We start from the raw sequence: 23,164 nt of genomic DNA, 5'->3' as shown, positions 1-23,164 counted from the left end.
GGCCGGGTAGCGGCCGAATAGACTTGCGGCTCATGAGAATCGTTGTGGCCGTCCACGGCACGCGTGGTGACGTGGAGCCCTGCGCCGCCGTTGCCCGCGAACTGCGCACCCGTGGCCACGAGGTGAAACTGGCCGTCCCGCCCAACCTCATCGGATTCGTCGAGTCGGTCGGCCTCGGCCCGGCCGCCGCCTACGGGGTGGACTCCCAGAAGCAGGTGGAAAGCGATGCCTTCCAGAATTATTGGAAGGTCAAGAACCCCGTCGCCGCGATCCGTGACGGCATCGCCTATTACACCGACGGGTGGGCGGACATGAACGCCACGCTGACCGAGCTGGCCGCCGACGCCGACATCATCTTGACCGGCACCACCTATCAGGAGGTCGCCGCCAACGTCGCCGAGCACTACGGCATCCCGATGGCCGCCCTGCACTATTTCCCGGCCCGTCCGAACAGCCACCTGCTGCCCGTCCCGTTGCCGTCGTGGGCGATCAAACCGGGTTTCGCGGTGGGCGAATGGGCGTTGTGGCGGCTCGGCAAGTCCGCCGAGGACGCCCAACGCCGCACGCTCGGGCTGCCGGCCACCACCGTGCGGTCGGCGAAGCGGATCGTGGCGGCCGGCGCCCTGGAAATCCAGGCCTACGATCCCAGCTTCTTCCCCGGCCTGGATCAGGAGTGGGGCGGCAGCCGCCCCCTGGTCGGCGGCATCACCCTGCAGCTGGAGACCGCCGTCGACGACGAGGTGATGTCCTGGATCGGCGCGGGCAGCCCGCCGATCTACTTCGGTTTCGGCAGCATGCCGGTGCAGTCCCCCGCCGACGCGGTCGCCATGATCACCGAGGTGTGCGCCGAACTCGGCGAGCGGGCCCTGATCAGTGCGGGCGTCTGGGAACTCGACCAGCTGCCCCAGGCCGACCACGTCAAACTGGTCGGGGCGGTGAACCATTCGGCGGTCTTCCCGGCCTGCCGCGCGGTGGTGCACCACGGTGGTGCCGGCACCACCGCCGCCGGGGCCCGCGCCGGGGTACCCACCCTGGTGCTGTGGGTGTCGGCCGATCAGCCGGTGTGGGCCCGCGCGGTGCGCAAGCTGAAAATCGGTGGCTCGCAACGGTTCACCTCGATGACCAAGAAGTCGCTCACCGACGCGCTGCGCGCCGTGCTGGATCCCGCCGTCGCGCGCCGCGCCCGTGACTTCGCCGCGGGCATGACCACCCCGGCGCAGAGCGTCGCCACGGCGGCCGACCTCATCGAGAATGCGTCACGCGCGGTGAAGGCCGGCTGACTCAGACCTCGAAGGTGGCCGGCACCCCGAAATCGTCGAGCGCACCGGCCAGCGCGGCCCGCATCGCGGCCCGGGAGTTGTCCCCACCGGCGGTCCAGCCGCCCGCCGCGACGAACAGCCGCCCGTGCACCCGGCCCGACACCAGCCCGAGGTAGCCGTTCATCTGGTTGAGCTCGCGCGAGGTGATCCGCGGTTCCAGCAGCCGCAGCGACAGGTAGTCGGCGTCGGTGCCGTCGGGCCGGTTCACCGCGGGGTCCAGGTCGCCCATGTTCGAGCACCCGATGGGGCTGTTCACCGACACCACCATCGCCTCCAGCCGGCGCACCAGTGCCTTCGGCGTGAGCGGGGTGAGCGGCAGCGGCCCCATCAGCCTGGCCGACATCTCCGCGGACTCCGACAGCGCCTGCTTCATGGCCACCCGCACCCCCGCCAGATCACGGGTCACGGCGGCCGGGTCGGCCGTCATGTGGGTGGCGATCAGCGCGTTGGCCCGGGTGTCCCCCGGTGTCCGTTCGCTCACCGGCCAGGACAGCTTGACCAAGCCGTCGGCGTCCACCCGGCCCAGCCGCGCACCGAGCCGCGCAGCCAGTCCCGCGAACAGTGAATTGCTGGTTCCGCCAAGCGCTTTCGCGATGCGGTCCCATTCGTCGATGTCGATGAAGGCCGACACGTTGGGCGCCACCACCGGGCGGTCGTCACCGGTGGGCGGCGGCGCCGACATGGTCTGGAACGAGGTGGCCAGGTCGGCGCGCTCGCTGCGGGCCACCGCGACCGCGGCCGCGACCGCCCGCCCCATGGACGGCACCGCCCGCAACACGGCTCGGGCGTCCTCGCGCAGCGCCCGCGACCGGGTCCGGGACCCGGGTGGCGGATAGCCGAGGCCGCGATCCACGCCGTTGACCGCATCGGTGACCGCGATCGTGAAGCCCTGCCCGTCGGCCACCGAATGCGAGGCGATCAGGCTCACCGCGGCGCCACCGTCGGTCAGCGGCTGCACACCCAGGCGCCAGGACGGACCGGCCCCCGGATCGACCGGCAGCGCGACATGCTCGTCCAGGAAATCCCACACCTGCGCGCTGGAGCGCTCGGCCGAGGCGAGGTCGATCCCGGCCGGGCCCGGCGCGGCCACCCAGCGGTGCCTGCCGATCGGCAGCGGCGAGCATTCGATGCGCCGCCCCAGCAGGCCACCGGCCAGATTGCGGTGGAATCGCCGCAGCCCGTCCATGTCCACCGGCCGCCGGTAGATCCAGATGTACTGCATGATCGGCCCGCGGCCCAACGCCTGCAGACCGTGGAACGACGCCTGATCGATATAGGCGAGGGTGTTGTCGGGCGCTGCCACGGCGCCGGCCTAGGCCGACTGCACTTTGTCGTCGACCCGGGTGAAGTCCCGATTGCGATACTGCTCGGCGCACGAGGAGCGGCGCACCTTGCCGCTGGTGGTCAGCGGGATCGAGCCGCTGGGCACCAGCACCAGGTCCGCCGCACTGATCCCGTGCGTCTCCGAAACCGCCGTCGCCACATCGCGTTTGAGCGATTCGAGCCGCTCATCGGTGAACTCGCCGTTGCGGTTCTTGATCTCGATGAACGCCACCAGTTGCTCGGTGCGGTCCTCCTCCACCGAGAACGCGGCCACCCGGCCGCCGGTGATCTCGGTGATGGTGGACTCGATGTCGTCCGGGTAGTGGTTGCGGCCGCGCACGATCAGCAGGTCCTTGATCCGGCCGATGATGAACAGGTCGCCCTCGGAGATGACCCCGAGATCACCGGTGCGCAGCCACGGACCGGCCGGCGTGCCCTCGCTGGGCTCGACGATCGTGGCCTTGAACACCCGCTCGGTCTGCTCCGGCTTGCGCCAGTAGCCCAGGCAGTTGTTCTCGCCGTAGGTCCAGATCTCGCCGATGATGCCGGCCGGGCATTCCACCCCGGTTTCCGGATCCACGATCCGGACCAGCGGTGTGGTCTCGGTGCCGTAGCTGACCAGCGCGGTGCCGTCCTCCAGCGCGCAGCGCTCCGCGTGCCCGGCGGCCAGCTTGTCGGAGTCGAAGGCGACCACCACCGGAGGGCTGCCGGCCGCACGGGTGGCGACGTAGAGGGTGGCCTCGGCCAGGCCGTAGGACGGCTTGAGCACCTCGGGGTTGAAGTTGAACTTGGCGAACCGTTTTGCGAAGCGGCGCAGCGTGGCCTCGTGCACCCGCTCGGCACCGCTGACCAGGGCGGCCACCCCGCCGAGGTCCAGCCCGGCCATGTCTTCGTCGGTGGTGCGGCCCGCGGCCAGCTCGAAGGCGAAGTTGGGGCCGGCGGTGAGCACATTCGGGTAGCTCGCCATCATCTGCACCCAGCGGGCCGGCTTGGCCGTGAACGCCATCGGGGTGGTGAACACGGTGTGCCAGCCGCCCAGGATGGGATAGCCGATACCGAAGAGCAGGCCCATATCGTGATAGAACGGCAGCCAGATCGCCACCGTCGTACCCGCGGGCGCAATGTGTCCGAACGCCCCGAACTGGTCGTACACGAACTGCTCGAAGTTCGCCGACACGTTGGCGTTGGTCACCATCACGCCGGCCGGCGTGCGGGTGGACCCGGAGGTGTACTGCAGGTACGCGGTCTCCGGGAATTCCTCGCGGGACTTCAGGTTCTTGCGCCGCTCGTCGAGGTCGAGCTTGTCCACCTCGACGATCACCGGGGCGGGCCGGTCGCCGGAGGCGACGGCGTACGCGGTGAGCGACTCGGTGACCGGCGACGTGGTCAGCAGGATGGTCGGGTCCGAGTCGGCGATCACGGCCGCGATGCGCTCGTCGTGCCGGCCGCCCTTACCCGCCTGCGGCACCGACAGCGGAACGCCGATCAGCCCGGCCTGCAGCGTGGCCAGGAAGGCGATGACATATTCCAGGCCCTGCGGGGCGACGATGACGGCGCGGTCGCCGATCTCGGCGATCTGACGCAGCTCCCAGGCCAGGCTGTGCACCTTGCGGTACAGCTGCGCCCAGGTCAGGCTGATCGCGACACCCTCCGGGTCGACCTCGTAGTTCATGTAGGTGTACGCCAGGTCGTCCGGCTGCAGGCTGGCGCGTTCACGCAGCACACCGACGAGGGAACTCTGTGTCATGGACATCAACCTTTATCAGTCATCACGGTGTACTGCTACCTGATCTCGCCGGTGAGTTCGAATTCGGCCAGCGTCTCGGCGACCAACTCCCGCAAACGCGCCTTCGAGTTTTCGGCACCGGGCTGATACGCCTCGACGCCGATGTTGATTTTGCCACCTACGAGCACCGAAACCACAACCAGCTGGCCACCGGCGTGCTCCAGGAAGCGCCGGGTGAGCCCCTGATCGACCCCTCTGAACACGGTGAAGTCGGCCGGGGTGCCGTCCACCATGGTCAGCTCCTCGGGCATCATCCCGACATTCGAACACGTCACGGGCAGGTCGTCGGCGCCCACGATGCTGTCGGCCAGCAACCGCACCGCCTTGCGCGGCAGCAACGGCACCAGCGGTAGCACGTCGAGCAGCGGGTTGGGGGTCTCCTTGGTGTTCTTGATGGCCTCGCGCACCGCCGCGCGGGCGGGGGTCAGGTCCTTGGTCACCGGCGTGGGATCGACCTTGACGCTGGTCAGCGACATCGCGTTGGCACGGAAGTCCTTGTCACCGCGATCGGCCATCGCGATCAGCAGGGTCACCTCGCCGTCGGGCCCGGTACGGCCCGTCCGCTCGCCCAGCCGGGCCGCGATGCCGGCCAACAGCGCATAGGTGTTGCCGCCCAGCGCGCGGGCCCGCTCGTCCCACAGTTCGGGCTCGATCCACACCGACGTCCACGGCATCACCACGGGCTCGTCGGGGCCCACGAACTTCGGCTTGGCCGGCTTGGTCCCGGTGGTGTTGGTACCGCCGTTCTTGGCCTCCTTGGCCCCGGCCCGGACCAGTTTGACCAGTTTGGCGGCGGCCCGGCCGGCCTGTGGCAGCTCACGCACCGTCTCGCGCAGGTCGGCCAGGATCGCCCGGCCGGTGGACCGGGCGAAGGGCGGTGGGTAGCCGATCTCGATCTTGTTGCCGATGACCGCCGCCCACACCGCCAGCGCCGCGCCGACGCCGTCGCCGAGGCAGTGCGTGCCGACCACGCAGATCGCCGTCGCACCGTCGTCCAGCGGCTGCACCGCGATATGCCAGCCGGGGCCGTCCTCGGCGTCGACGTGGATCTGGGACCGGAAGTCGATCCAGTCGTTGAGCTGTTCGCGCGGGATCGGGGTGTCGGCGATCTCCAGCGGCGACGCCGGTCCAGGGGTGGCCACCCACCGGTAGCGGGCGAACGGCAGCGGCGAGCGCTCGATACGCCGGCCGGCCATGCCGTAGCCGAAGTTGCGGTGGAACCGCCGCACGCCGTCCATGTCGATCGGGCGCTCGTACACCCAGACGCACTGGATCGCCTGCATCCGGCCGGTGGCGTTCAGCGACCGCACCATGCCCTCGTCGAACAGGGCGAGCCGGTTGTCCATCTGTGCCCCCGTCACTCGATTCGCCCGGACAGCCCGAACTCCGCGAGCGTGTTGGTGATCAGCTCACGCAACCACGGCTTGGTGTTGGCCGCGCCCGGCTTGTAGGCGACGATGCTCAGCGCGATCGTGCCGTTGAGCCGCAGCGCCACCACGGTCAGCAGGCCGCCGCGCTGTTCCATCGAGTGCCGGGTGACGATGCGGTCCACGCCGCGGAAGAACATGTACTCGGCGGGGGTGCCGTCGGCCAGCGCGACGTCGGGCGGCAGCTCCCCCATGTTCGAGCAGGACGCGGGCATATCCGCGGAGAACCCGAACAGCACATCGGCGACCTTCGGCACCGCCTTTTTCGGCACCCACGGCACCAGCGGCAACAACTGCAGCATCTCGTCGGGCGCCTCACGGGCGGCGGTGATGCCTTCCTTGAGCGCCGCACGGGCCTGGCGCAGGTCGGTGTGGACGTGTTCGGGGTCGATGGTGATATCGGCGAGCTTGACCGCGTTGGCGCGGGTGTCGCCGAACTGGCGGTCGGCCTGCGGCACGTTGAGGGTCACCAGGCCGTCCTCGGCGCGGCGCCGGCCCAGGTGCTGGGACAGCTTGGCCGTGACGCCGGCGACCAGCGAATAGCTGTTGCCGCCAAGGGCTTCCGCGCGGGCGTCCCACTCGTCGGTGGGCATGAAGACGCTCAGCACCGGCACCTGCACCAGGTGGTCCGGGCCGGTCGGTTTCAGGCGCACCGCGCCGGACCGGGAGATGTCGTTGCGGTGGCTGTACGCGAGTTTGGCGGTGGCGGCCAGGGTGCGGCCCAGTTCGGGTAGTCCGCGGGCGGTCACCCGCAGATCCTCGAGGATCGCCTGCCTGCGGCTGCGGGACCGCGGCGGCCCGAAACCGTGGTCCAGCCGCGCCGCGTGCGCGGCCTCCAGCAGGGCCAGCACGCCGGCGCTGCCGTCACCGACACAGTGCGATGCCGTCAGCGAGATCGCGGTGGAACCGTCGGTCATCGGCAGCACACCCATGTGCCAGGACGGTCCGTACTCGGGGTCGATCGGCATGGCGGTGCGTTCGTCGACCCATTCACCGAGTGCGGCGCGGGGCCGCGGCTCGGCGATGTCGAGCTCGTGCTGCGGTCCGTGCACCGTCACCCAGCGGTGCCGCCCGAACGGCAACGGCGAGGGCTCGATACGCCGGCCCATCAACCCGTAGCCCATATTGTCGAAGAACGTGCGCAGCCCGTCGTAGTCCACCGGATGTTCGTAGATCCAGTTCGCCTGCGCGACGGCCTCCGCGCCGGTGCCGCGCAGGGCCAGGAACATCACCTGATCGGTGAACGTCAGCACGTTGTCCGATCGGGCGGTATCCAGGCTGGTGGCCTCCGGCTTCGTGGTGGCACGCGTCATCGCACCGTCACCTCCCATGCGAAATACGATCAGGCGGTCTTGAGATCGAGATCGGTTTCGGCGGCGCCGAAGGACTCCACCGGGACCTGACCGTCGATCACCCGAAGGTAGACCTCACGCATCGCTTCCACGTACCGCAGCACCGACTCGCGGGCGATCGAGTTGTTCGGGAAGGCGACGGTCACCGTCGTCTCCTTCTCCGCCCGGTTCACCCACATGCCCACCTGGTAGGCCGATCGCGGATCACTGTAGATCCGGCCGCCCAGGCTCTGGAAGTGCTCGATGACACCGGGCAGCAGCATGCCGACGTCGATGAACGACAGCATCGGCACACCCGGGTCCGGTGCGCGCACGCCGTCGACCCCTTCGTCGGCGGCCAGCTCCAGCACCCGCTCGAACGGCACCTGCGCCAGGTCCATGCCACCGTCGAAGGACGCCTGCGCGGCCAGCGCGGTGTCGGCGAACGAGCTGACGTCCACCGGAACGGCGATCGGCACCAGACCGGTAAACCAGCCCGTGGTCATGAAGTCGGCCTGGGTGCGCCGGGTGGTCGTCGGGGTGATCACCGAATAGGTGTCCTGCCCCGTCAGTGCCGCGTGCGCCAGCGCTCCGCAGGCGAACACCCCACCGCTGAACCGCGCGCCCGCCGCCGTGCAGGCGGCCTCGAACTTGTCGGTCTGGGACTCGTCGAGCAGCTGCATGGTGATGACGTCACCGGAATGCGGCTGGGACGGATCACCTAGGGGCAGGGAAAAGCCGGGCAGCGTGCCGCCGTTGAGTTCCAGGAAGTCGATCCACCCGCGTACCTCGTCGGACTCGGTGGTGAGCCCGGCGGTGTAGGCGCGCTGCGCGATGCAGTAGTCGGCGTAGCTGCCCGCCTCGGGCAGCTGCAGCGGAGCCTCACCGCGGACCAGCGCGTCGTACATCATGTGGATCTCGACGAACGCCAGACCGATGAACATCGCGTCGGTGTGCACGTGGTCGACGCTGAGGTAGATGGTGAAGTGGTCGGCACGCTGGATGACGCCGAAGTGGAAGCAGTCCCACTGCCACGGGTCCGGGGTGGACATCACGTGCTCACGCCACTGCGCGGCCGTCATCTCGCCGTGCTCGGTGGCCACGAACTTGATATCGCGCGGGTTGGTCACCGTGTGCCGCACGATCTGGCCGGAGTCACCGTCGCCGGCGAACTCGAACCAGCTGTGGAACGTGTCGTGCCGGCGCAGATAGGCGTTGATCACGTGCGTCATCGCCCGCACATCGCACTGCCCGGGGACATCCCAGCCGGGGATGATGAGCCGGGCCATGTCGGTGCCCTCGGCCACATGCTTGCGGTAGGCGAGCAGATGCTGTTCCTGCTGATAGCTGGTCGGAACGTCGCTGACCGGTGCCTCGCGTACCTTCGCCAGCGATGCGCGGGACGGGTGCCACGAGATCACGACCCCTGGTTCACCGATCCACTCCTGGATCGGCTTCATCGCAACCACTTATTGGTCTCCTACCTGGACGACGCCGACGGACGGGGTGCGCATCGATGCGCTCTCCGGCCTCACGACGGGACCGATACGGACGAGCCGGGCGCCAGAGCGTCGACGAGACGCTCCGTCAGCGCCCGAACGGTGCTGATATCTGCTGAACCAATACGAATACCGGTTTCGGCTTCGATTCGGGTACGTACCTCCAGCGTTCCCAGCGAATCGAGACCGTATTCGGCCAACGGCCGGTCGGGGTCGACCGCACGCCGCAGGATCAAGCTGACCTGTTCGGCCACCATCTTGCGGGTCCGGGCCGGCCACTCCTCGCGCGGCAGGTCGTGCAGTTCGGCCAGGAACGCGCTGCCCGCGCCGCCGCTCCGCGGGCCGGCGGACCGGAACGCCTCGGCGAACCGGGTGTTCTGGGCGAACGCGGTGATCCACGACGTCCCCGCCAGCGAAGCGTAACCGGTGTAGGCGCGGTCGTGCCGGAGCAGCATGTCGAACGCGTAGGCGCCCTCGTCCGGGGCGATCGCGGCCTCGCCGCTGTCGGTGGCCAGGCCGGTGCCCGCGCCGATCTCCGACCACGGCCCCCACGCGATGGCTGTCGCCGGCAGGCCGTTGGTGCGCCGCCAGTGGGTGAACGCGTCCAGCCAGCTGTTGGCCGCCGCGTACGCACCCTGGCCGGGCGAACCGACCAGCGCCGCCGCCGAGGAGAACACGCAGAACCAGTCCAGCGACTGCTTCGCCGTGGCCGTGTGCAGGTTCCACGCGCCGTAAACCTTTGGCGCCCAATCCTTCTCGACGAGTTCGTCGGAGATGTTGACCAGCGCCGCGTCCTCGACCACCGCCGCGCCGTGCAGCACACCGCGCAGCGGCAGACCGGTGGCACACGCCGCCACCACCAACCGCTCGGCGGTCTCCGGCTCGGCGATGTCGCCGAGGGACACCTCGACCTCGGTGCCGCCCCGGCGGATCCGCTCGATGACCTCCAGCGCATACGGCGACGGCGCGGACCGGCCGTTGAGCACGATCCTGCCCACCCCCGCCGCACCCAGCTTCTCGGCCAGGAACAGACCCAGCCCGCCGAGGCCACCGGTGATGATGTAGGCCGAATCCGACCGGCCGACCCGCACTTCCTGGGCAGGCACCACCGCGTTGATCTGACCGCCGTGCGGGATGTCGAGCACCAGCTTGCCGGTGTGCTCGGCGGCCCCCATCACGCGGATGGCGGTGGCACCGTCCTGCAGCGGGTAGTGCGTGGTCTCCGGCAGCGGCAGCACCCCGTCGGCGATCTGCTGGTAGCAGACCTCCAGCACGCGGTGCACGGTGTCCGGGTTGGTCAGGGACAGCAACGCCAGGTCGACGGCGTAGAAGGACAGGTTGCGCCGGAACGGGAACAGTCCGATCCGGGTGTCGCCGTAGATGTCGCGCTTGCCGATCTCGACGAAGCGGCCGCCGAACGACAGCAGCTCCAGCCCGGCCCGCTGCGCGGCGCCGGTCAGCGAGTTGAGCACGATGTCGACGCCGTAGCCGTCGGTGTCGCGCCGGATCTGCTCGGCGAATTCGGTGCTGCGGGAGTCGTAGACGTGCTCGATTCCCATGCCTCGCAACAGTTCTCGCCGTGCCTCACTACCCGCGGTGGCGAAGATCTCCGCGCCCGCCGCCCGCGCGATGGCGATCGCGGCCTGACCCACACCACCGGTGCCGGAGTGGATCAGCACCTTGTCCCCCGCCGAGATGCGGGCCAGGTCGTGCAGGCCGTACCAGGCGGTGGCGTGCGCACTGGGCACCGCCGCGGCCCGGTTGGTCGGCAGCCCCGGCGGCAGCGTGACGGCCAGGTTGGCATCGCAGGTGACGAACGTCGCCCACGTCCCGTCGGCGGACACGCCACCGACCCGGTCACCCACCTTGTGCCCGACCACGCCGGGACCGACCGCCGTCACCACACCGGCGAAGTCACCGCCCAGCTTGGGCTGGCGGCCCTCGAAGCTCGGGTACCGGCCGAACGCGATCAGCACGTCGGCGAAGTTGAGGTTCGACGCGGTCACCGCGACCTCGATCTGGCCGGGGCCGGGCGCTACCCGCTCGAAGGCGGCCAGTTCCAGTGTCTCGATGTCCCCGGGGGTCCGGATCTGCAGGCGCAGGCCGTCGCGGGCCGGGTTCACCACGGTGGTGCGGCGTTCCTCGGGCCGCAGCGGGCCCGGCACCAGCCGTGCCGAGTACCACTTCCCACCGCGCCAGGCGGACTCGTCCTCGTCGGAGCCGGACACCAGCTGCGCGGCGACGTGGGCGGCGTCGGTGTAGTCGTCGACGTCGATCTGGGTGGGCCGCAGCTGCGGGTACTCGGTGCTGATCACCCGCACCAGGCCGCGCAGGCCGGCCTCGTCGAGGTTGGCGACGTCGTCGGCCAGCACCGTCTGGGCGTTGCGGGTCACCACGTGCAACCGCGGCGCCTGGCCGGCCACCTCGGGCAGCTCCCGGACGATGTGCACCAGGTGGCGGACGTTGTCGCCGCCGCGCACCCCGGACAGTTCGTCGACCTCGCCGCGGCGCGGCGGCGTCACCACCAGCACGTCACCGAAGGCGTGCGAATCCAGCAGCTCACGCAGCCGCACCGCCTGCGCGTCGTGGTCGGAGTGTTGCGGCCACACCATGCTCGTGACGTCCACCCCGTGGCCCTTGAGCGCGTCGGCCAGCTTGGTGGCCAGCAGGTCGGCGGCGTCGGAGGTGCTGATCAGCAGCCAGCTGCCGGGATTGGCGTAGTCGACCTCGGGCAGGTCCCGCTCGTTCCACTCGATGGTGAGCAGCCGGTCGTTGAAGCTGCGCTCCAGCGCACCGGTGTCCGAGACGCCGGTGCCCAGCCGCAGGCCGGTCACCGACAACGCGACGTTGCCGTCCTCGTCGAGCAGTTCCAGGTCCACCTCGACACCGGAGGCCGTCACGCTGGTCAGCGTGGCGTGGCAGTACCGGACGTTGCGGGTCGAGCCGTGCGCCCGCAGCTTGCGCACGCCCAGCGGCAGCAGCAGCGCACCGGTGACGTCCCCGAAGATCGCCGGGTGCGCGCCGACGGCCTGGAAGGCGGCGTCCAGCAGCGCCGGGTGCACACCGTAGGCGGCCTGTTGCGACCGGATCGACCCGGGCAGGGCGACCTCGGCGAGCACCGTGTCCTGCGGGCCCTCCTCGCCGGTGTTGACGTAGGCCGCGACCAGGCCGGCGAACGCGGGGCCGTACTGGATGCCGCGCTGGCCGTACCAGGACCGCAGTTCGGCGCCGTCCAGGCGGGTCGGATGGGCGGCCAGCACCGCGTCGATATCGCGCGCGGCGGGTGCCTGCGCGTCGCCGACGCGCAGCAGGGCGTCGGCCCGCTGGATCTGGTCACCCTGCTGGTAGGTCTCCACCAGGAAGGTCGCCCGGCCGGGCGCGGCCACGGTGGACTCCGCGGACACCACCGTGCTGTCCTCCAGCAGCAGCATCTCGTCGAAGCTGATGTCGTGCACCTCGGCGGCATCGCCGAGCACAGTCTTGGCCGCCGCCAGCGCCATCTCGCAGTACGCGGCGCCGGGCAGCGCGGCCACGCCGTGCACCTGGTGGTCACCCAGCCACGGTTGGGTGCCGGTGCCGACATCGGACTGCCAGGCGTGCCGCTCCGGCTCCTCGGGCAGACGCACGTGCGCGCCGAGCAGCGGGTGCACGGCCAGGGTGGCCCCGCCGGGAGGCAGTTCGTTGGGGTCGCGGACCAGCATCAGCGGGCGCCGGGTCCAGGTCGGCAGGGGCGCGTCGACCAGGCGACCGGTCGGGTACAGCACCGAGAAGTCCACCTTGGCGCCGGCGTTGTGCAGATCGGCCACCACCGACAGCAGGCCGTGTGGCAGTTCCTGTTCGCGGCGCACGGTGGCCAGCGCGGCGTAGGTGATGTCCAGCGAGCGGGCCGTCTGGTCCACCGCGTGCGTCAGCAGCGGATGCGGGGACAGCTCGTTGAACACCCGGTAGCCGTCCTCCAGCGCGGCCTGCACCGCGGCGGCGAACCGCACCGTGTGGCGCAGGTTGTCCACCCAGTAGTCGGCATCCCAGTCGACCAGGTCGCGCGGGTCGTACATGGTGGCCGAGTAGTACGGGACGCTCGGGTCGCCCGGGTCCAGGTCGGCCAGCGCGTCGGCGAGGTCGTCCAGGATGGGATCGACCTGCGGGGTGTGCGAGGCGACGTCCACGGCGATCTCGCGCGCCATGATCTCGCGGCGCTCCCACTCGGCGATCAGTTCGCGGACCGACTCCTTGGTGCCGCCGACCACGGTCGAGGTCGGCGAGGCCACGACGGCCAGCACCACGTCGTTGACGCCACGGGCCTGCAGTTCGGACAGCACCTGCTTGGCCGGCAACTCGACGGTGGCCATCGCGCCGGTCCCGGCGACCCGGCTCATCAGCTGGGAGCGCCGGCAGATCACCTTGACGGCGTCCTCAAGGGTGAGCACGTCCGCGGCCACCGCGGCGGCCACCTCACCCATCGAGTGCCCGATCACGGCGCCGGGGACCACCCCGTAGGACTTCAGCGTGGCCGTCAGCGCCGCCTGCACCGCGAACACGGTGGGCTGCACCTTGCCGATCCCGGTGACGGTCTCGGGCGCGGTCAGCGCCTCGGTGACGGAGAACCCGGACTCCGCGGCGATCAGCGGCTCCAGTTCGGCGATGGTGGCGGCGAACACCGGCTCTGCGGCCAGCAGCCCGGCACCCATCCCGGCCCACTGCGAGCCCTGCCCGGAGAAAACCCACACCGGACCGCGGTCGTCGGCGGCCACGGCGGGCTGATAGGGCTCACCGCCGTCGGCCACCCCGCGCAGCTCGGTGAGCAGGGTGTCGACGGAATCGGCGATCACGGAGGTGCGGACCGGCCGGTGCGAGCGCCGGCGGGCCAGCGTGTAGGCCAGGTCGGGCAGCGCCACGTCGGGGTGGGCGGCGACCCAGTCGGCCAGCCGGCCGGCGGTGCGGCGCAGTTCGTCGGCCGAGGTGGACGACAGCGCGAACAGCAGCGGCCCGTGGCCGTCGCCGGCGGGCGCCGCGTCGACCGGCGGAGCCTGCTCCAGCACCGCGTGCGCGTTGGAGCCGGAGATGCCGTACGCCGACACCGCCGCACGCCGCGGCTGGTCACCCTTGTCGGGGAACGGCGTGGTCTCGGTGGGCACGAAGAATTCGGTGCCGAGGCGCTCCATCTCCTCGGGCAGCCTGGTGAAGTGCAGGTTGGGCGGGATCACCCCGTGCTGCAGGGCGAGCACGCTCTTGATCACGCCGACCACGCCGGACGCCGACTGGCTGTGGCCGAAGTTGGTCTTCGACGATCCGATCACCATGGGTCCGGTGCCGCCGTAGACGTCGGCGAGGCTCTTGAATTCGATCGGGTCGCCCACCGGCGTGCCGGTGCCGTGCGCCTCGACGAAGCCGACGGAGCCGGGATCGATGGCACCGGACTCCAGCGCGGCCCGGTAGACGGCGGTCTGGGACTCGTTCGACGGGGTCAGGATGTTGACGGTGTGGCCGTCCTGGTTGGCGGCCGTGCCCCGAACGACGGCGAGGATGCGGTCACCGTCGCGTTCGGCGTCGGCCAGCCGCTTGAGCAGCAGCACCGCGCTGGCCTCGGAGAAGACGAAGCCGTCGGCGTTCACGTCGAAGGCGCGGCACCGCCCGGTTCCGGACAGCATGCCCTGCGCCGACGCCGAGGCGTACTTGCGCGGGTCCAAGATGATGTGGGCGCCGCCGGCGAGCACCAGATCGCTCTCGCCGTAGTGCAGGCTGCGGGTGGCCATGTGCAGCGCGAGCAGGCCCGACGAGCAGGCCGAGTCGACGGTGAAGGCCGGACCGCGCAGGCCGAGGTGGAAGGCGATGCGGCCCGAAGCCATGCTGTAGTTGTTGTGGGTGAAGCCGTAGGGCCCCTCGATGGCGTGCGCGTCGGCCGCGATCAACTGGTAATCGTTGGTCGTCAGGCCCATGAAGACGCCGGTCAGTGATCCGTCCAGGGTCGCGGGGTCGATGCCCGCGTGCTCGACGGCCTCCCACGCGGTTTCCAGCAGCAGCCGGTGCTGCGGGTCGGCGGCCGTGGCCTCGCGATCACCGATGCCGAAGAAGTCGGCGTCGAACCCGGCGACGTCGTCCAGGAAGGCACCCCACTTGGACACGGAGCGCCCGGGCACGCCGAGCTCGGGGTCGTAGTGCTCTTCGGCATCCCAGCGCTCCAGCGGAACGGTGGTGACGTAGTCGTCGCCGCGCAGCATCGCTTGCCACATTTGCTCAGGTGAGTCGATTCCGCCCGGCAATCGCACCGCCATCCCGATGACGGCGACTGCTGTGACAGGTGTCTCAACCACGTAGTTCCAACCTCTTTCGGACAGGTGTCTCAAAGACGAGCGAGTGACAGGTACGGCTCTCGGATCCACGGTTGCCTCATGTGCGCCGCACTGCGCTGCCCAGATCCTTTCCCCGCCTCAGTGCCGAGACTCGTCGGTGAGTCGGTAGCGTAGTCGTCTGCGTTGACGATGGCGTTAAAAACCGAGCAAATCCTCAAAGGACTTTACAGTTTCAAAGGCCGCGACGCGCAGGCTACACGAGCAATATCAAGATCGCCTAGCTACTTGCGGATACGCCCGCAACCTGCGGATAGGCCAAGAAATTGACCAAGTGGTAAATATGGCGCATCTCACTCGTGTCAGCACATCATTAGCCATGACACATTTCAGCTAATAAGTGCAGCTAATGGCAATGGGTTGCTACCGGGGTCGCGGTCGTGCGTTCCGGGGCCGCTTCGATCGCCCGACGCGCCGGTCGGCACCGCCACTAGCAGCAGAAACACGAGTAACATGCGCCCCAGCAATACGTTTCCGTGCGCCACGCCATCCACCTCGCTGCGAGCCGGACATCAACCGATGGCAACGCAACCGTAAGTAACGATGGCGACCGCCGCGAGACGGCCAGGAAACCCGGCGAAACCGCGGAGTGACATCGGTCACGGCCGCGTCCCGGGGCCCTCGCGCCAGGCCTCGGGCGGAGCCTCAGCAATATCCGCTCAAGTCCTTACCGACGAGTTAGTTGACACCCCAAGCAAAATTTCGGAGCCCTCCGCGCAGCCTCTAACCGGCCGCCGGGGAGGGGTATGAGAAAGGGGCGCCGAACTGCGAAATCCCGGCGAAACCGCGATTGCGGGCCCGTCCGGCCGCATGCCGGATCAGCGCCGCGGTCGCGACGAATCCTGCCTGGTCAGGCACGAGCATCGGGGTCAACAACCGGTTGTGCACGTAGCCGAACGCCAGCCCGGAGGCCGGATCGGCCCAGCCCAGCGAGCCGCCCAGACCCACGTGGCCGAAGCCCGGCAGCACCCCCGGGACGGGCAGGCCGTGGTAGCCGAGGTGGAACGACATCGGCATCAGCATCGCCCCGTCGGGATGCCAGCTCGGGCGCGCGGTCAGGCCGTCGACCAGCGCCGGAGACAGGAACCGGGTGCCGTCCACCTCGCCCCCGTTGGCGATGGCGCCGTACAGGCGCGCGAGCGCACGGGCAGTCACCACGCCGTTGGCCGAGGCCATCTCGCTGTCCAGCAGCGGCATGTCGCCCTGCACCATCGAGCGCATCCCCGGGAAGTACATGGCGCCGAAGGCGCCCGAGAACGGCAGGCCGGCCACCTGCGGCGCGATCATGTCGAAGACGGGGTTCTTCCACGCGCCCTGCGGCCCGATGATGCGCGCCGGCTGTGTCGGCGCCGAACCGGGCGGCCGGCCCAGGTGCAGGCCGTCGACACCGAGGGGGGCGGCCAGCTCCGACCGGAACAGGTCCCGCATCCCGCAGCCGGTCACCGCGCGCGCCAGCCCGGCCAGCAGCCAGCCGTACGTGAGCGCATGGTAGGCCGGACGCCCGCGGAACAGGCCCGGCCGGGCGGCGGCGACCCGGTGCTCCATGATTTCGTGGTCGAGCAGCTCGGCCGTGGTGACCGAACCCAGCTGGGACAGCCCGGCCCGATGCCGCATGGCGTCGCGGACGGTGATGTCCGCCTTGCCGTTGGCACCGAATTCCGGCCAGTACTGCGCGACCGGCGCCTCGTAGTCGATCAGGCCGCGGTCTGCGAGGCGGTGGATGACGGTGGAGGCCAGACCCTTGGTCGCCGAGAACACCATGGCCCCCGTGTCGGCCGTCCACGGCCGGGTACCGCGCCGGTCCGACCATCCGGTCCACACATCGACGACCGGTACACCGTCCAGGTAGACCGCCAAGGCCCCGCCACCGAACCGGGGGTGGCGGAACAGCTGGGCGAAGGCCCGCACCACGACGCCGAAGCTCGGGTCGGCCGCCCCGTGCACGCCGTGCGGCAGCTCCGCGCGATCGTCGTCATGGGGCCGCGCCGCGCTGCGCCCGCCCTCCATTGCGTGGGTCACAATGACAATAATTTACTCCGCCGTGCAGCTAACTATCGAGCAGCGTTATCTATCTGTAAGCCGGCGCGGGCTCGAGCGGTTGCCGGGTCAAACACCGGCCGGTGTCGCCTCGGGTCGGTTGCCGGCACTTCCGGCGGCAAATTGCGGTCAGGTCGGGGGCCGGTCGGCGGCGGCCAGAATCTGCTGTGCGGCCAGCGCCGGTGTCAGCTCGCCGTCGCGCACCCGGCGCTCCACGTCGGCCCGCAACGCGCGCACCGCCGGATGCGACAGCACCCGGTCCAGCACGGTGTCCCGCACCATCGCCCAGGTCCACTCCACCTGCTGGGCCCGCCGGCGCCTGTCGAACTCCCCCGCGCCGCGCAGCACGTCACCGTGGCGCTCGATGGTCTCCCACAGCTGCGCCAGACCGTCGCCGGTCAGTGCGCTCATGGTGAGAACCGGTGGGCGCCAGAGCGTTTCGCGCGGATAGATCAGGCGCAGCGCCGCCGTCAGTTCCCGGGCCGCGGCCTTCGCCTCGACCGCGTGCTCACCGTCGGCCTTGTTCACCACCACCACGTCGGCGAGCTCCAGCACACCCTTCTTGATGCCCTGCAGTTGGTCACCGGTGCGCGCCAGGGTCAAAAAGACGAATGTGTCGACCATCGCGGCGACCGTCACCTCCGACTGCCCGACGCCGACGGTCTCGACCAGGATGACGTCGAAGCCGGCCGCCTCCAACAGCACGATGGTCTCGCGGGTGGCCCGGGCCACCCCGCCGAGGGTGCCCGAGGTCGGCGACGGCCGGATGTAGGCATCCGGGTGCACGGCCAGCTTGGCCATCCGGGTCTTGTCGCCCAGGATCGACCCACCGGTGCGGGTGGAGGACGGGTCGACCGCCAGCACCGCCACCCGGTGACCGTGCTCGATCAGGTACATGCCGAGCGCCTCGATGGTGGTGGACTTCCCCACCCCGGGCACACCGGTGATCCCCACGTGCAAGGCCTTGCCGGCGTCGGGCATCAGCTCCAGCAGCAGCTGCTGGGCGCGCTCGCGGTGGTCGGCCCTGGTCGACTCGACCAGCGTGATCGCCCGCGCCAGCGCGGCACGCTCGCCGTTGCGGATCGCCGCGGCGAGGTCTCCTGTGTCGGCAGCCACTAGCTCAGCTGGTAACCCAACCGCTCGGCCAGCTTGCCGAGCAGGCCGATCGCGGCGTCGGCGATCACGGTGCCCGGCGGGAAGATCGCCGTCGCGCCCGCCGCGTACAGCTCGTCGAAGTCCCCGGGCGGGATGACGCCGCCGACCACGACCATGATGTCGGGCCGTCCGACCGCGGCCAGTGCGTCGCGCAGGGCGGGCACCAGGGTCAGGTGACCGGCAGCCAGCGAGGACACCCCGACGACGTGCACGTCGTTGTCGGCGGCCTGCTGGGCCACCTCCTCCGGGGTGGAGAACAGCGAGCCGACGTCCACGTCGAAGCCGATGTCGGCGAAGGCGGTGGCGATCACCTTCTGGCCGCGGTCGTGGCCGTCCTGGCCCATCTTGGCCACCAGGATGCGGGGCCGGCGCCCGTCGGCCTCGGCGAACTTCTCGACCAATTCCGTTGCGCTGGTCACGTTTCGGCTGCTCCCCACCTCGTCCCGGTAGACACCGGAGATGGTCCGGATCTCGGCCTGGTGCCGGCCGTACACCTTCTCCAGTGCGTCGGAGATCTCGCCGACGGTGGCATGCGCCCGGGCGGCGTTGATGGCCAGCGCCAGCAGGTTGTTGCCCAGCCCGTCCTCCCCTGCCGGCCCGGATGCCGCTGCAGCCCTGGTCAATTCGGCCAGTGCGGATTGTGTCTCGCGCTCGTCTCGTTCCGCGCGGAGTCGCTCCAATTTGGCCAGCTGCTCGGCGCGCACCCGGCTGTTCTCGACCTTGAGGACCTCGATCTCCTGGTCCTCGTCGACCTGGTATTTGTTCACGCCGATCACCGGCTGGGCGCCGGAGTCGATGCGGGCCTGGGTGCGCGCGGCGGCCTCCTCGATGCGCAGCTTGGGGATGCCCTCACCGATCGCCTGCGCCATGCCGCCGTGCTCGGCGACCTCGGCGATATGCGCGCGCGCCTTCTCGGCGAGCTGGTGGGTGAGCCACTCCACGTAGTAGGAGCCGCCCCACGGATCGATGGGCCGGGTGGTGCCGGACTCCTGCTGCAGCACCAGCTGGGTGTTGCGGGCGATTCGGGCGGAGAAGTCGGTGGGCAGTGCCAGCGCCTCGTCAAGGGCGTTGGTGTGCAGCGACTGGGTGTGCCCCTGGGTGGCGGCCATCGCCTCGATACAGGTGCGGGCGACGTTGTTGAACGGGTCCTGGGCGGTCAGCGACCAGCCCGAGGTCTGCGAATGGGTGCGCAGCGAAAGGGATTTCGAGCTCTTCGGGTCGAACTGGGACACCAGCTCGCTCCACAGCAGCCGGCCCGCGCGCAGCTTGGCGACCTCCATGAAGAAGTTCATCCCGATGCCCCAGAAGAAGGACAGCCGCGGCGCGAACTTGTCGATGTCCAGCCCGGCATCGAGGCCGGCCTTGATGTACTCGACGCCGTCGGCCAGCGTGTAGGCCAGCTCGAGGTCGGCGGTCGCCCCGGCCTCCTGGATGTGATAGCCCGAGATGGAGATGCTGTTGAACTTCGGCATCTTGGCGCTGGTGTAGCCGAAGATGTCGGAGATGATCCGCATGGAGGGCTTCGGCGGATAGATGTAGGTGTTGCGGACCATGAACTCTTTGAGGATGTCGTTCTGGATGGTCCCGGCCAGCTTCTCCGGCGGCACGCCCTGCTCCTCGGCGGCCACCACGTACAGCGCCAGGATCGGCAGCACCGCACCGTTCATCGTCATCGACACCGACACCGTGGACAGGTCGATGCCGTCGAACAGCTGGCGCATGTCCAGGATCGAGTCGATCGCCACCCCGGCCATGCCGACGTCGCCGGCGACGCGCGGATGGTCGGAGTCGTAGCCGCGGTGGGTGGCCAGGTCGAAGGCGACCGACAGGCCCTTCTGGCCGGCGGCCAGGTTGCGGCGGTAGAACGCGTTGGATTCCGCGGCGGTGGAGAACCCGGCGTACTGCCGGATGGTCCACGGCTGGTTGACGTACATCGTCGGGTAGGGACCGCGGATGAACGGCGGCTCACCGGGAAAGCTGTTCAACGGATAGCCGGCCGCGGCGGCCTCGTCGCGGTCGGCGGCGGTGTACACCGGTTTGACCTCGATGCCCTCCGGGGTCACCCAGTCCAGCTGTTCGGGGGTGTAGCCGTGCGCGGCCGCGGCGTTCGCGGTCAGCTCGGCGACAGCTTCCGCGGTGGGTGCGGCCGGGGTGGTCGCACTGGTCAACGGGACATCGGCGAAGCTGGGCACCGTGCTTGTGCTGGCGGTCATGTCAGGCCCCCAATCGGGTGAGCAGGGTCGAAAGCGCTTGCACCGCATCGATCTTCGCGGTCAGGTAATCGTCCGGCTTGTTCTCGGCGCCGGCCACGGCCTTGTCCGGTCCGGCCAGGTAGACCTGGGTGAGGCCGGCGGCCCGGGCGGCCGCCACCACGTCCGAGGCCTCGGTGCCGTACCGGGCGTCGGTGCCGCAGACCACCGCGACGGTATGTCCGTCGGCGGCCGCCGCCACCGCGGCCGCGTCGACGGTGCCGGGGTTGACCGCCTCGATGCCGCCGGCGGCCAGCAGGTTGGATGCGAAGGTGGTGCGGATGTTGTGCTCGGCGAGCGGTCCCAGCGGGAGCAGCAGCACCTTCGGGCGGGCACCGTGCGCGCTCAGGAAGGCATCGGAGCGGTCGCGCAGCGCTTCGAAACCGGCGCCGTAGCGCAGCACCCCCGGGGCCGAATCGACCGCGGGAAGCGGTTTCTCGGCCAGGTTGGGGAACTCGTTGACTCCGGTGAGAGCCTTGCGACGGTGCGCGATGTCCGCCGCGCGGAGGTCCCGGGTCTCGGCGATCTGCGCGGTCAGGTGCTCCTGGGCGGTGGCGAAACCACCGCGGCGCTCGAGGTCCTGGAAATGCGCCCAGGCCTGCTCGGCCAGGCCGGCGGTGAGGTCCTCGACGAACCAGGAGCCGCCCGCCGGGTCCAGCACCCGGCCCAGGTGCGACTCTTCCAGCAGCAACAACTGGGTGTTGCGCGCCATGCGGCGCGAGAAGCTGGCCGCGGTGCCGGGCAGACCGCCGGGGATGGCCGAGTCGAACGGCTGCACCAGCACGGTGTCGGCGCCGCCGACACCGGCGGCGAAGGCGGCGACCGTGGTGCGCAGCATGTTCGTCCACGGGTCCCGCTGGCTCATCATCGGCGCCGACGTGACGGCGTGGATGGTCGCGGCGCCCGCGTCGCCGGCACCGACGACCTCGGCCACCCGCGCCCAAAGTGTCCGCGCGGCACGCAGTTTGGCGATCGTGAGGAACTGGTCGTCGTCGGCGGCGAACCGGAAGCTGACCTGGCCGAGGGCTTCGGCCACCGGCAGCCCGGCCTCGGTCAGGGCGCGCAGGTAGGCCACCCCGGCCGCGACGGCACCGGCCAGCTCCCACGACGCGCTGGCCCCCAGATTGTGCAGCGCGGGTCCGTCGACCGTCACGGCCCGCACCCCACCGCGGTAGGCAACGGCGTTGCCCGCCACCGTGACCACCTCGTCGAGGGTCGCCGCCGGGGCGCCGCTCAGCGCAGCGGTCAGCGGATCGGCGCCCAGGTCCACCGACAGCCGGGCGCGCTGTTCGTCGTCGAATCCGCCGAGCAGGCTCAGCACGGCGTCGGCGGCGGCGCGGTAATCGGCACCGGCGTCGAGGATCACCGGCACCAGGTCCAGGAACACGCCTTCGAGCAACCGGTCCAGCTCCGCGGGCCGGATCCCGCGCAGCTGCAGCGCGCTCACCCCGTCGGTGAGGGCGCCCAGCACGGTGGCGTTGCCCTCGGTGCCGGCGGTCTGGCCGGGCAGCGGGAACACCTCGGCGACCTTCCAGCCGGCGTGCACGTCACGCAGCGCGTCGGCACCGCGGGTGTACGGCCACTGCCCCGGCAACGGCGCCTCGGCACGTTCGTCCAGGGCGGTGTACAGCGGCCGCACCGGGAAGCCTTCGTAGGTGGGTGAGTCGAGCAGACGTTCGGGCTCGGCGGGCAGTTCCGCCGGGTCGCGGCGGCTGCTCTTGGCCAGCACACCGGCCACACCGGACCGCCAGCGCGCGCGATCCGATTCAATGACGCTCGAGGACACTCGCGGCTCCTGGGTTGTCGCGGCTTGGGGTCAAGCCCTGTCTGACCTAGTTAGACTAGCCAGGTGTGATTGGGGCCTTCTCACCTGAGGCTAAATGATCGGTATCACGGCAGCGTCGGGCGGGCAAAGGCTACTGATCAGTAGCGTGACCGGCATCGCTTCCGGGCGCCCCGTAGTCTTGGCAGACGTGAACGCCGCCGCCAGCACGTTGCGCACGGTCTGGGCCGCAGTGACATCGGCGGCGGCGCAACTACCCCGCCGCCGGGTGATGGCCATTTCGGCGGCCGCTGTGATTCTCGTCGCACTGGCAGTGTGGGTGCCGTTGCCGAGCGCGGTGCAGCTACGCGACTGGGCCACCTCGGTGGGTCCGTGGTTTCCGTTGGCGTTCTTCGCGGCTCATGTCGTGGTGACGGTGTTCCCGTTCCCCAGGACCGCCTTCACCCTGGCCGCCGGCCTGTTGTTCGGCCCCTGGCTCGGTGTGTCCATCGCCGTGGTCGCCAGTGCCCTGAGCGCGGTGCTGGCGCTGGTGCTGGTGCGGGCGGCGGGCTGGCAACTGAGCAAGCTGGTCCGGCATCCGCGGGTGGACTCGTTGGATGCCCGGCTTCGTGAGCGCGGCTGGGTGTCGGTGTTGTCCATGCGGATGATCCCGGCCGTGCCGTTCTCGGTGCTCAACTACGCCGCGGGAGCGTCGGCGGTGCGGGTGTTGCCCTACACCCTGGCGACGGTCGTCGGGCTGGCTCCGGGAACCGCGGCAATCGTGATCCTGGGCGACGCCCTGACCGGCAATATCAGCCCGCTGTTGTTCCTGGTGTCGCTCTGTACGGCCGCTCTCGGGGTGGCCGGGCTGATCTACGAGATCCGGGCGCACCGGCGCCACCACCGGGACCGGTCCGCGGACTGAGGCG

12 protein-coding genes are annotated in these 23,164 nt (G+C 70.2%); 2 read left to right on the top strand and 10 right to left on the bottom strand.

All coding sequences use genetic code 11. From position 1 onward, the window contains the following. Positions 1-32: 32 nt before the first annotated feature. Positions 33-1,280 (top strand): glycosyltransferase, encoded by a 1,248-nt coding sequence (locus BN977_RS16730; protein ID WP_036399722.1) that lies wholly within the window; start codon positions 33-35, stop codon positions 1,278-1,280. A gap of 1 nt (position 1,281) precedes the next feature. On the opposite strand, the gene BN977_RS16725 is transcribed toward BN977_RS16730, so the two are convergent. The 10 genes from BN977_RS16725 to mutA form a co-directional block, all read right to left on the bottom strand. Beyond that, the gene (locus BN977_RS16725; protein ID WP_036399720.1) at positions 1,282-2,622 is read right to left on the bottom strand and encodes a hypothetical protein; all 1,341 of its coding nucleotides are present in this window, start codon (positions 2,620-2,622) and stop codon (positions 1,282-1,284) included. Between the two features lie 9 nt (positions 2,623-2,631). Next, positions 2,632-4,389, bottom strand: a complete 1,758-nt coding sequence (locus BN977_RS16720; protein WP_036399717.1) for an AMP-binding protein — start codon at positions 4,387-4,389, stop codon at positions 2,632-2,634. Positions 4,390-4,424: 35 nt separating this feature from the next. After that, positions 4,425-5,774, bottom strand: a complete 1,350-nt coding sequence (locus tag BN977_RS16715) for a hypothetical protein (protein ID WP_051561595.1) — start codon at positions 5,772-5,774, stop codon at positions 4,425-4,427. 11 nt (positions 5,775-5,785) lie between these two features. Then, positions 5,786-7,168 carry a hypothetical protein gene (locus BN977_RS32450; protein WP_051561674.1) on the bottom strand — a complete coding sequence of 461 codons (1,383 nt, stop codon included), beginning with the start codon at positions 7,166-7,168 and terminating at the stop codon, positions 5,786-5,788. Positions 7,169-7,197: 29 nt separating this feature from the next. Beyond that, positions 7,198-8,655, bottom strand: a complete 1,458-nt coding sequence (locus tag BN977_RS32445; RefSeq protein ID WP_165576344.1) for a condensation domain-containing protein — start codon at positions 8,653-8,655, stop codon at positions 7,198-7,200. A gap of 62 nt (positions 8,656-8,717) precedes the next feature. Next, positions 8,718-14,996 carry a sulfolipid-1 biosynthesis phthioceranic/hydroxyphthioceranic acid synthase gene (pks2, locus tag BN977_RS16700; RefSeq protein WP_036399712.1) on the bottom strand — a complete coding sequence of 2,093 codons (6,279 nt, stop codon included), beginning with the start codon at positions 14,994-14,996 and terminating at the stop codon, positions 8,718-8,720. A 759-nt stretch (positions 14,997-15,755) separates the two neighbouring features. Further along, entirely contained in the window at positions 15,756-17,051 is a 1,296-nt protein-coding gene (lipL, locus tag BN977_RS16695; protein WP_407661198.1) for an esterase/beta-lactamase LipL, read from the bottom strand. A 147-nt stretch (positions 17,052-17,198) separates the two neighbouring features. Next, positions 17,199-18,185, bottom strand: coding sequence for a methylmalonyl Co-A mutase-associated GTPase MeaB (meaB, locus tag BN977_RS16690; RefSeq protein WP_036399708.1), 987 nt, complete (start codon positions 18,183-18,185; stop codon positions 17,199-17,201). Beyond that, positions 18,185-20,437 carry a methylmalonyl-CoA mutase gene (gene scpA, locus BN977_RS16685; protein WP_024453951.1) on the bottom strand — a complete coding sequence of 751 codons (2,253 nt, stop codon included), beginning with the start codon at positions 20,435-20,437 and terminating at the stop codon, positions 18,185-18,187. The genes meaB and scpA overlap by 1 nt, the downstream gene beginning before the upstream one ends. A 1-nt stretch (position 20,438) precedes the next feature. After that, positions 20,439-22,259, bottom strand: a complete 1,821-nt coding sequence (gene mutA, locus BN977_RS16680) for a methylmalonyl-CoA mutase small subunit (RefSeq protein ID WP_024453950.1) — start codon at positions 22,257-22,259, stop codon at positions 20,439-20,441. A 187-nt stretch (positions 22,260-22,446) separates the two neighbouring features. Between mutA and BN977_RS16675 the strand changes: the two genes are divergently transcribed. After that, complete coding sequence (locus BN977_RS16675) at positions 22,447-23,160, top strand: TVP38/TMEM64 family protein (protein ID WP_036399706.1); 714 nt, start codon at positions 22,447-22,449, stop codon at positions 23,158-23,160. Positions 23,161-23,164 lie beyond the last annotated feature (4 nt).

Source organism: Mycolicibacterium cosmeticum (assembly GCF_000613185.1).
Lineage (GTDB): Bacteria > Actinomycetota > Actinomycetes > Mycobacteriales > Mycobacteriaceae > Mycobacterium > Mycobacterium cosmeticum.
Note: the sequence above shows the minus strand (reverse complement) of the source record. Positions and strands in the feature narration are given on the sequence as shown.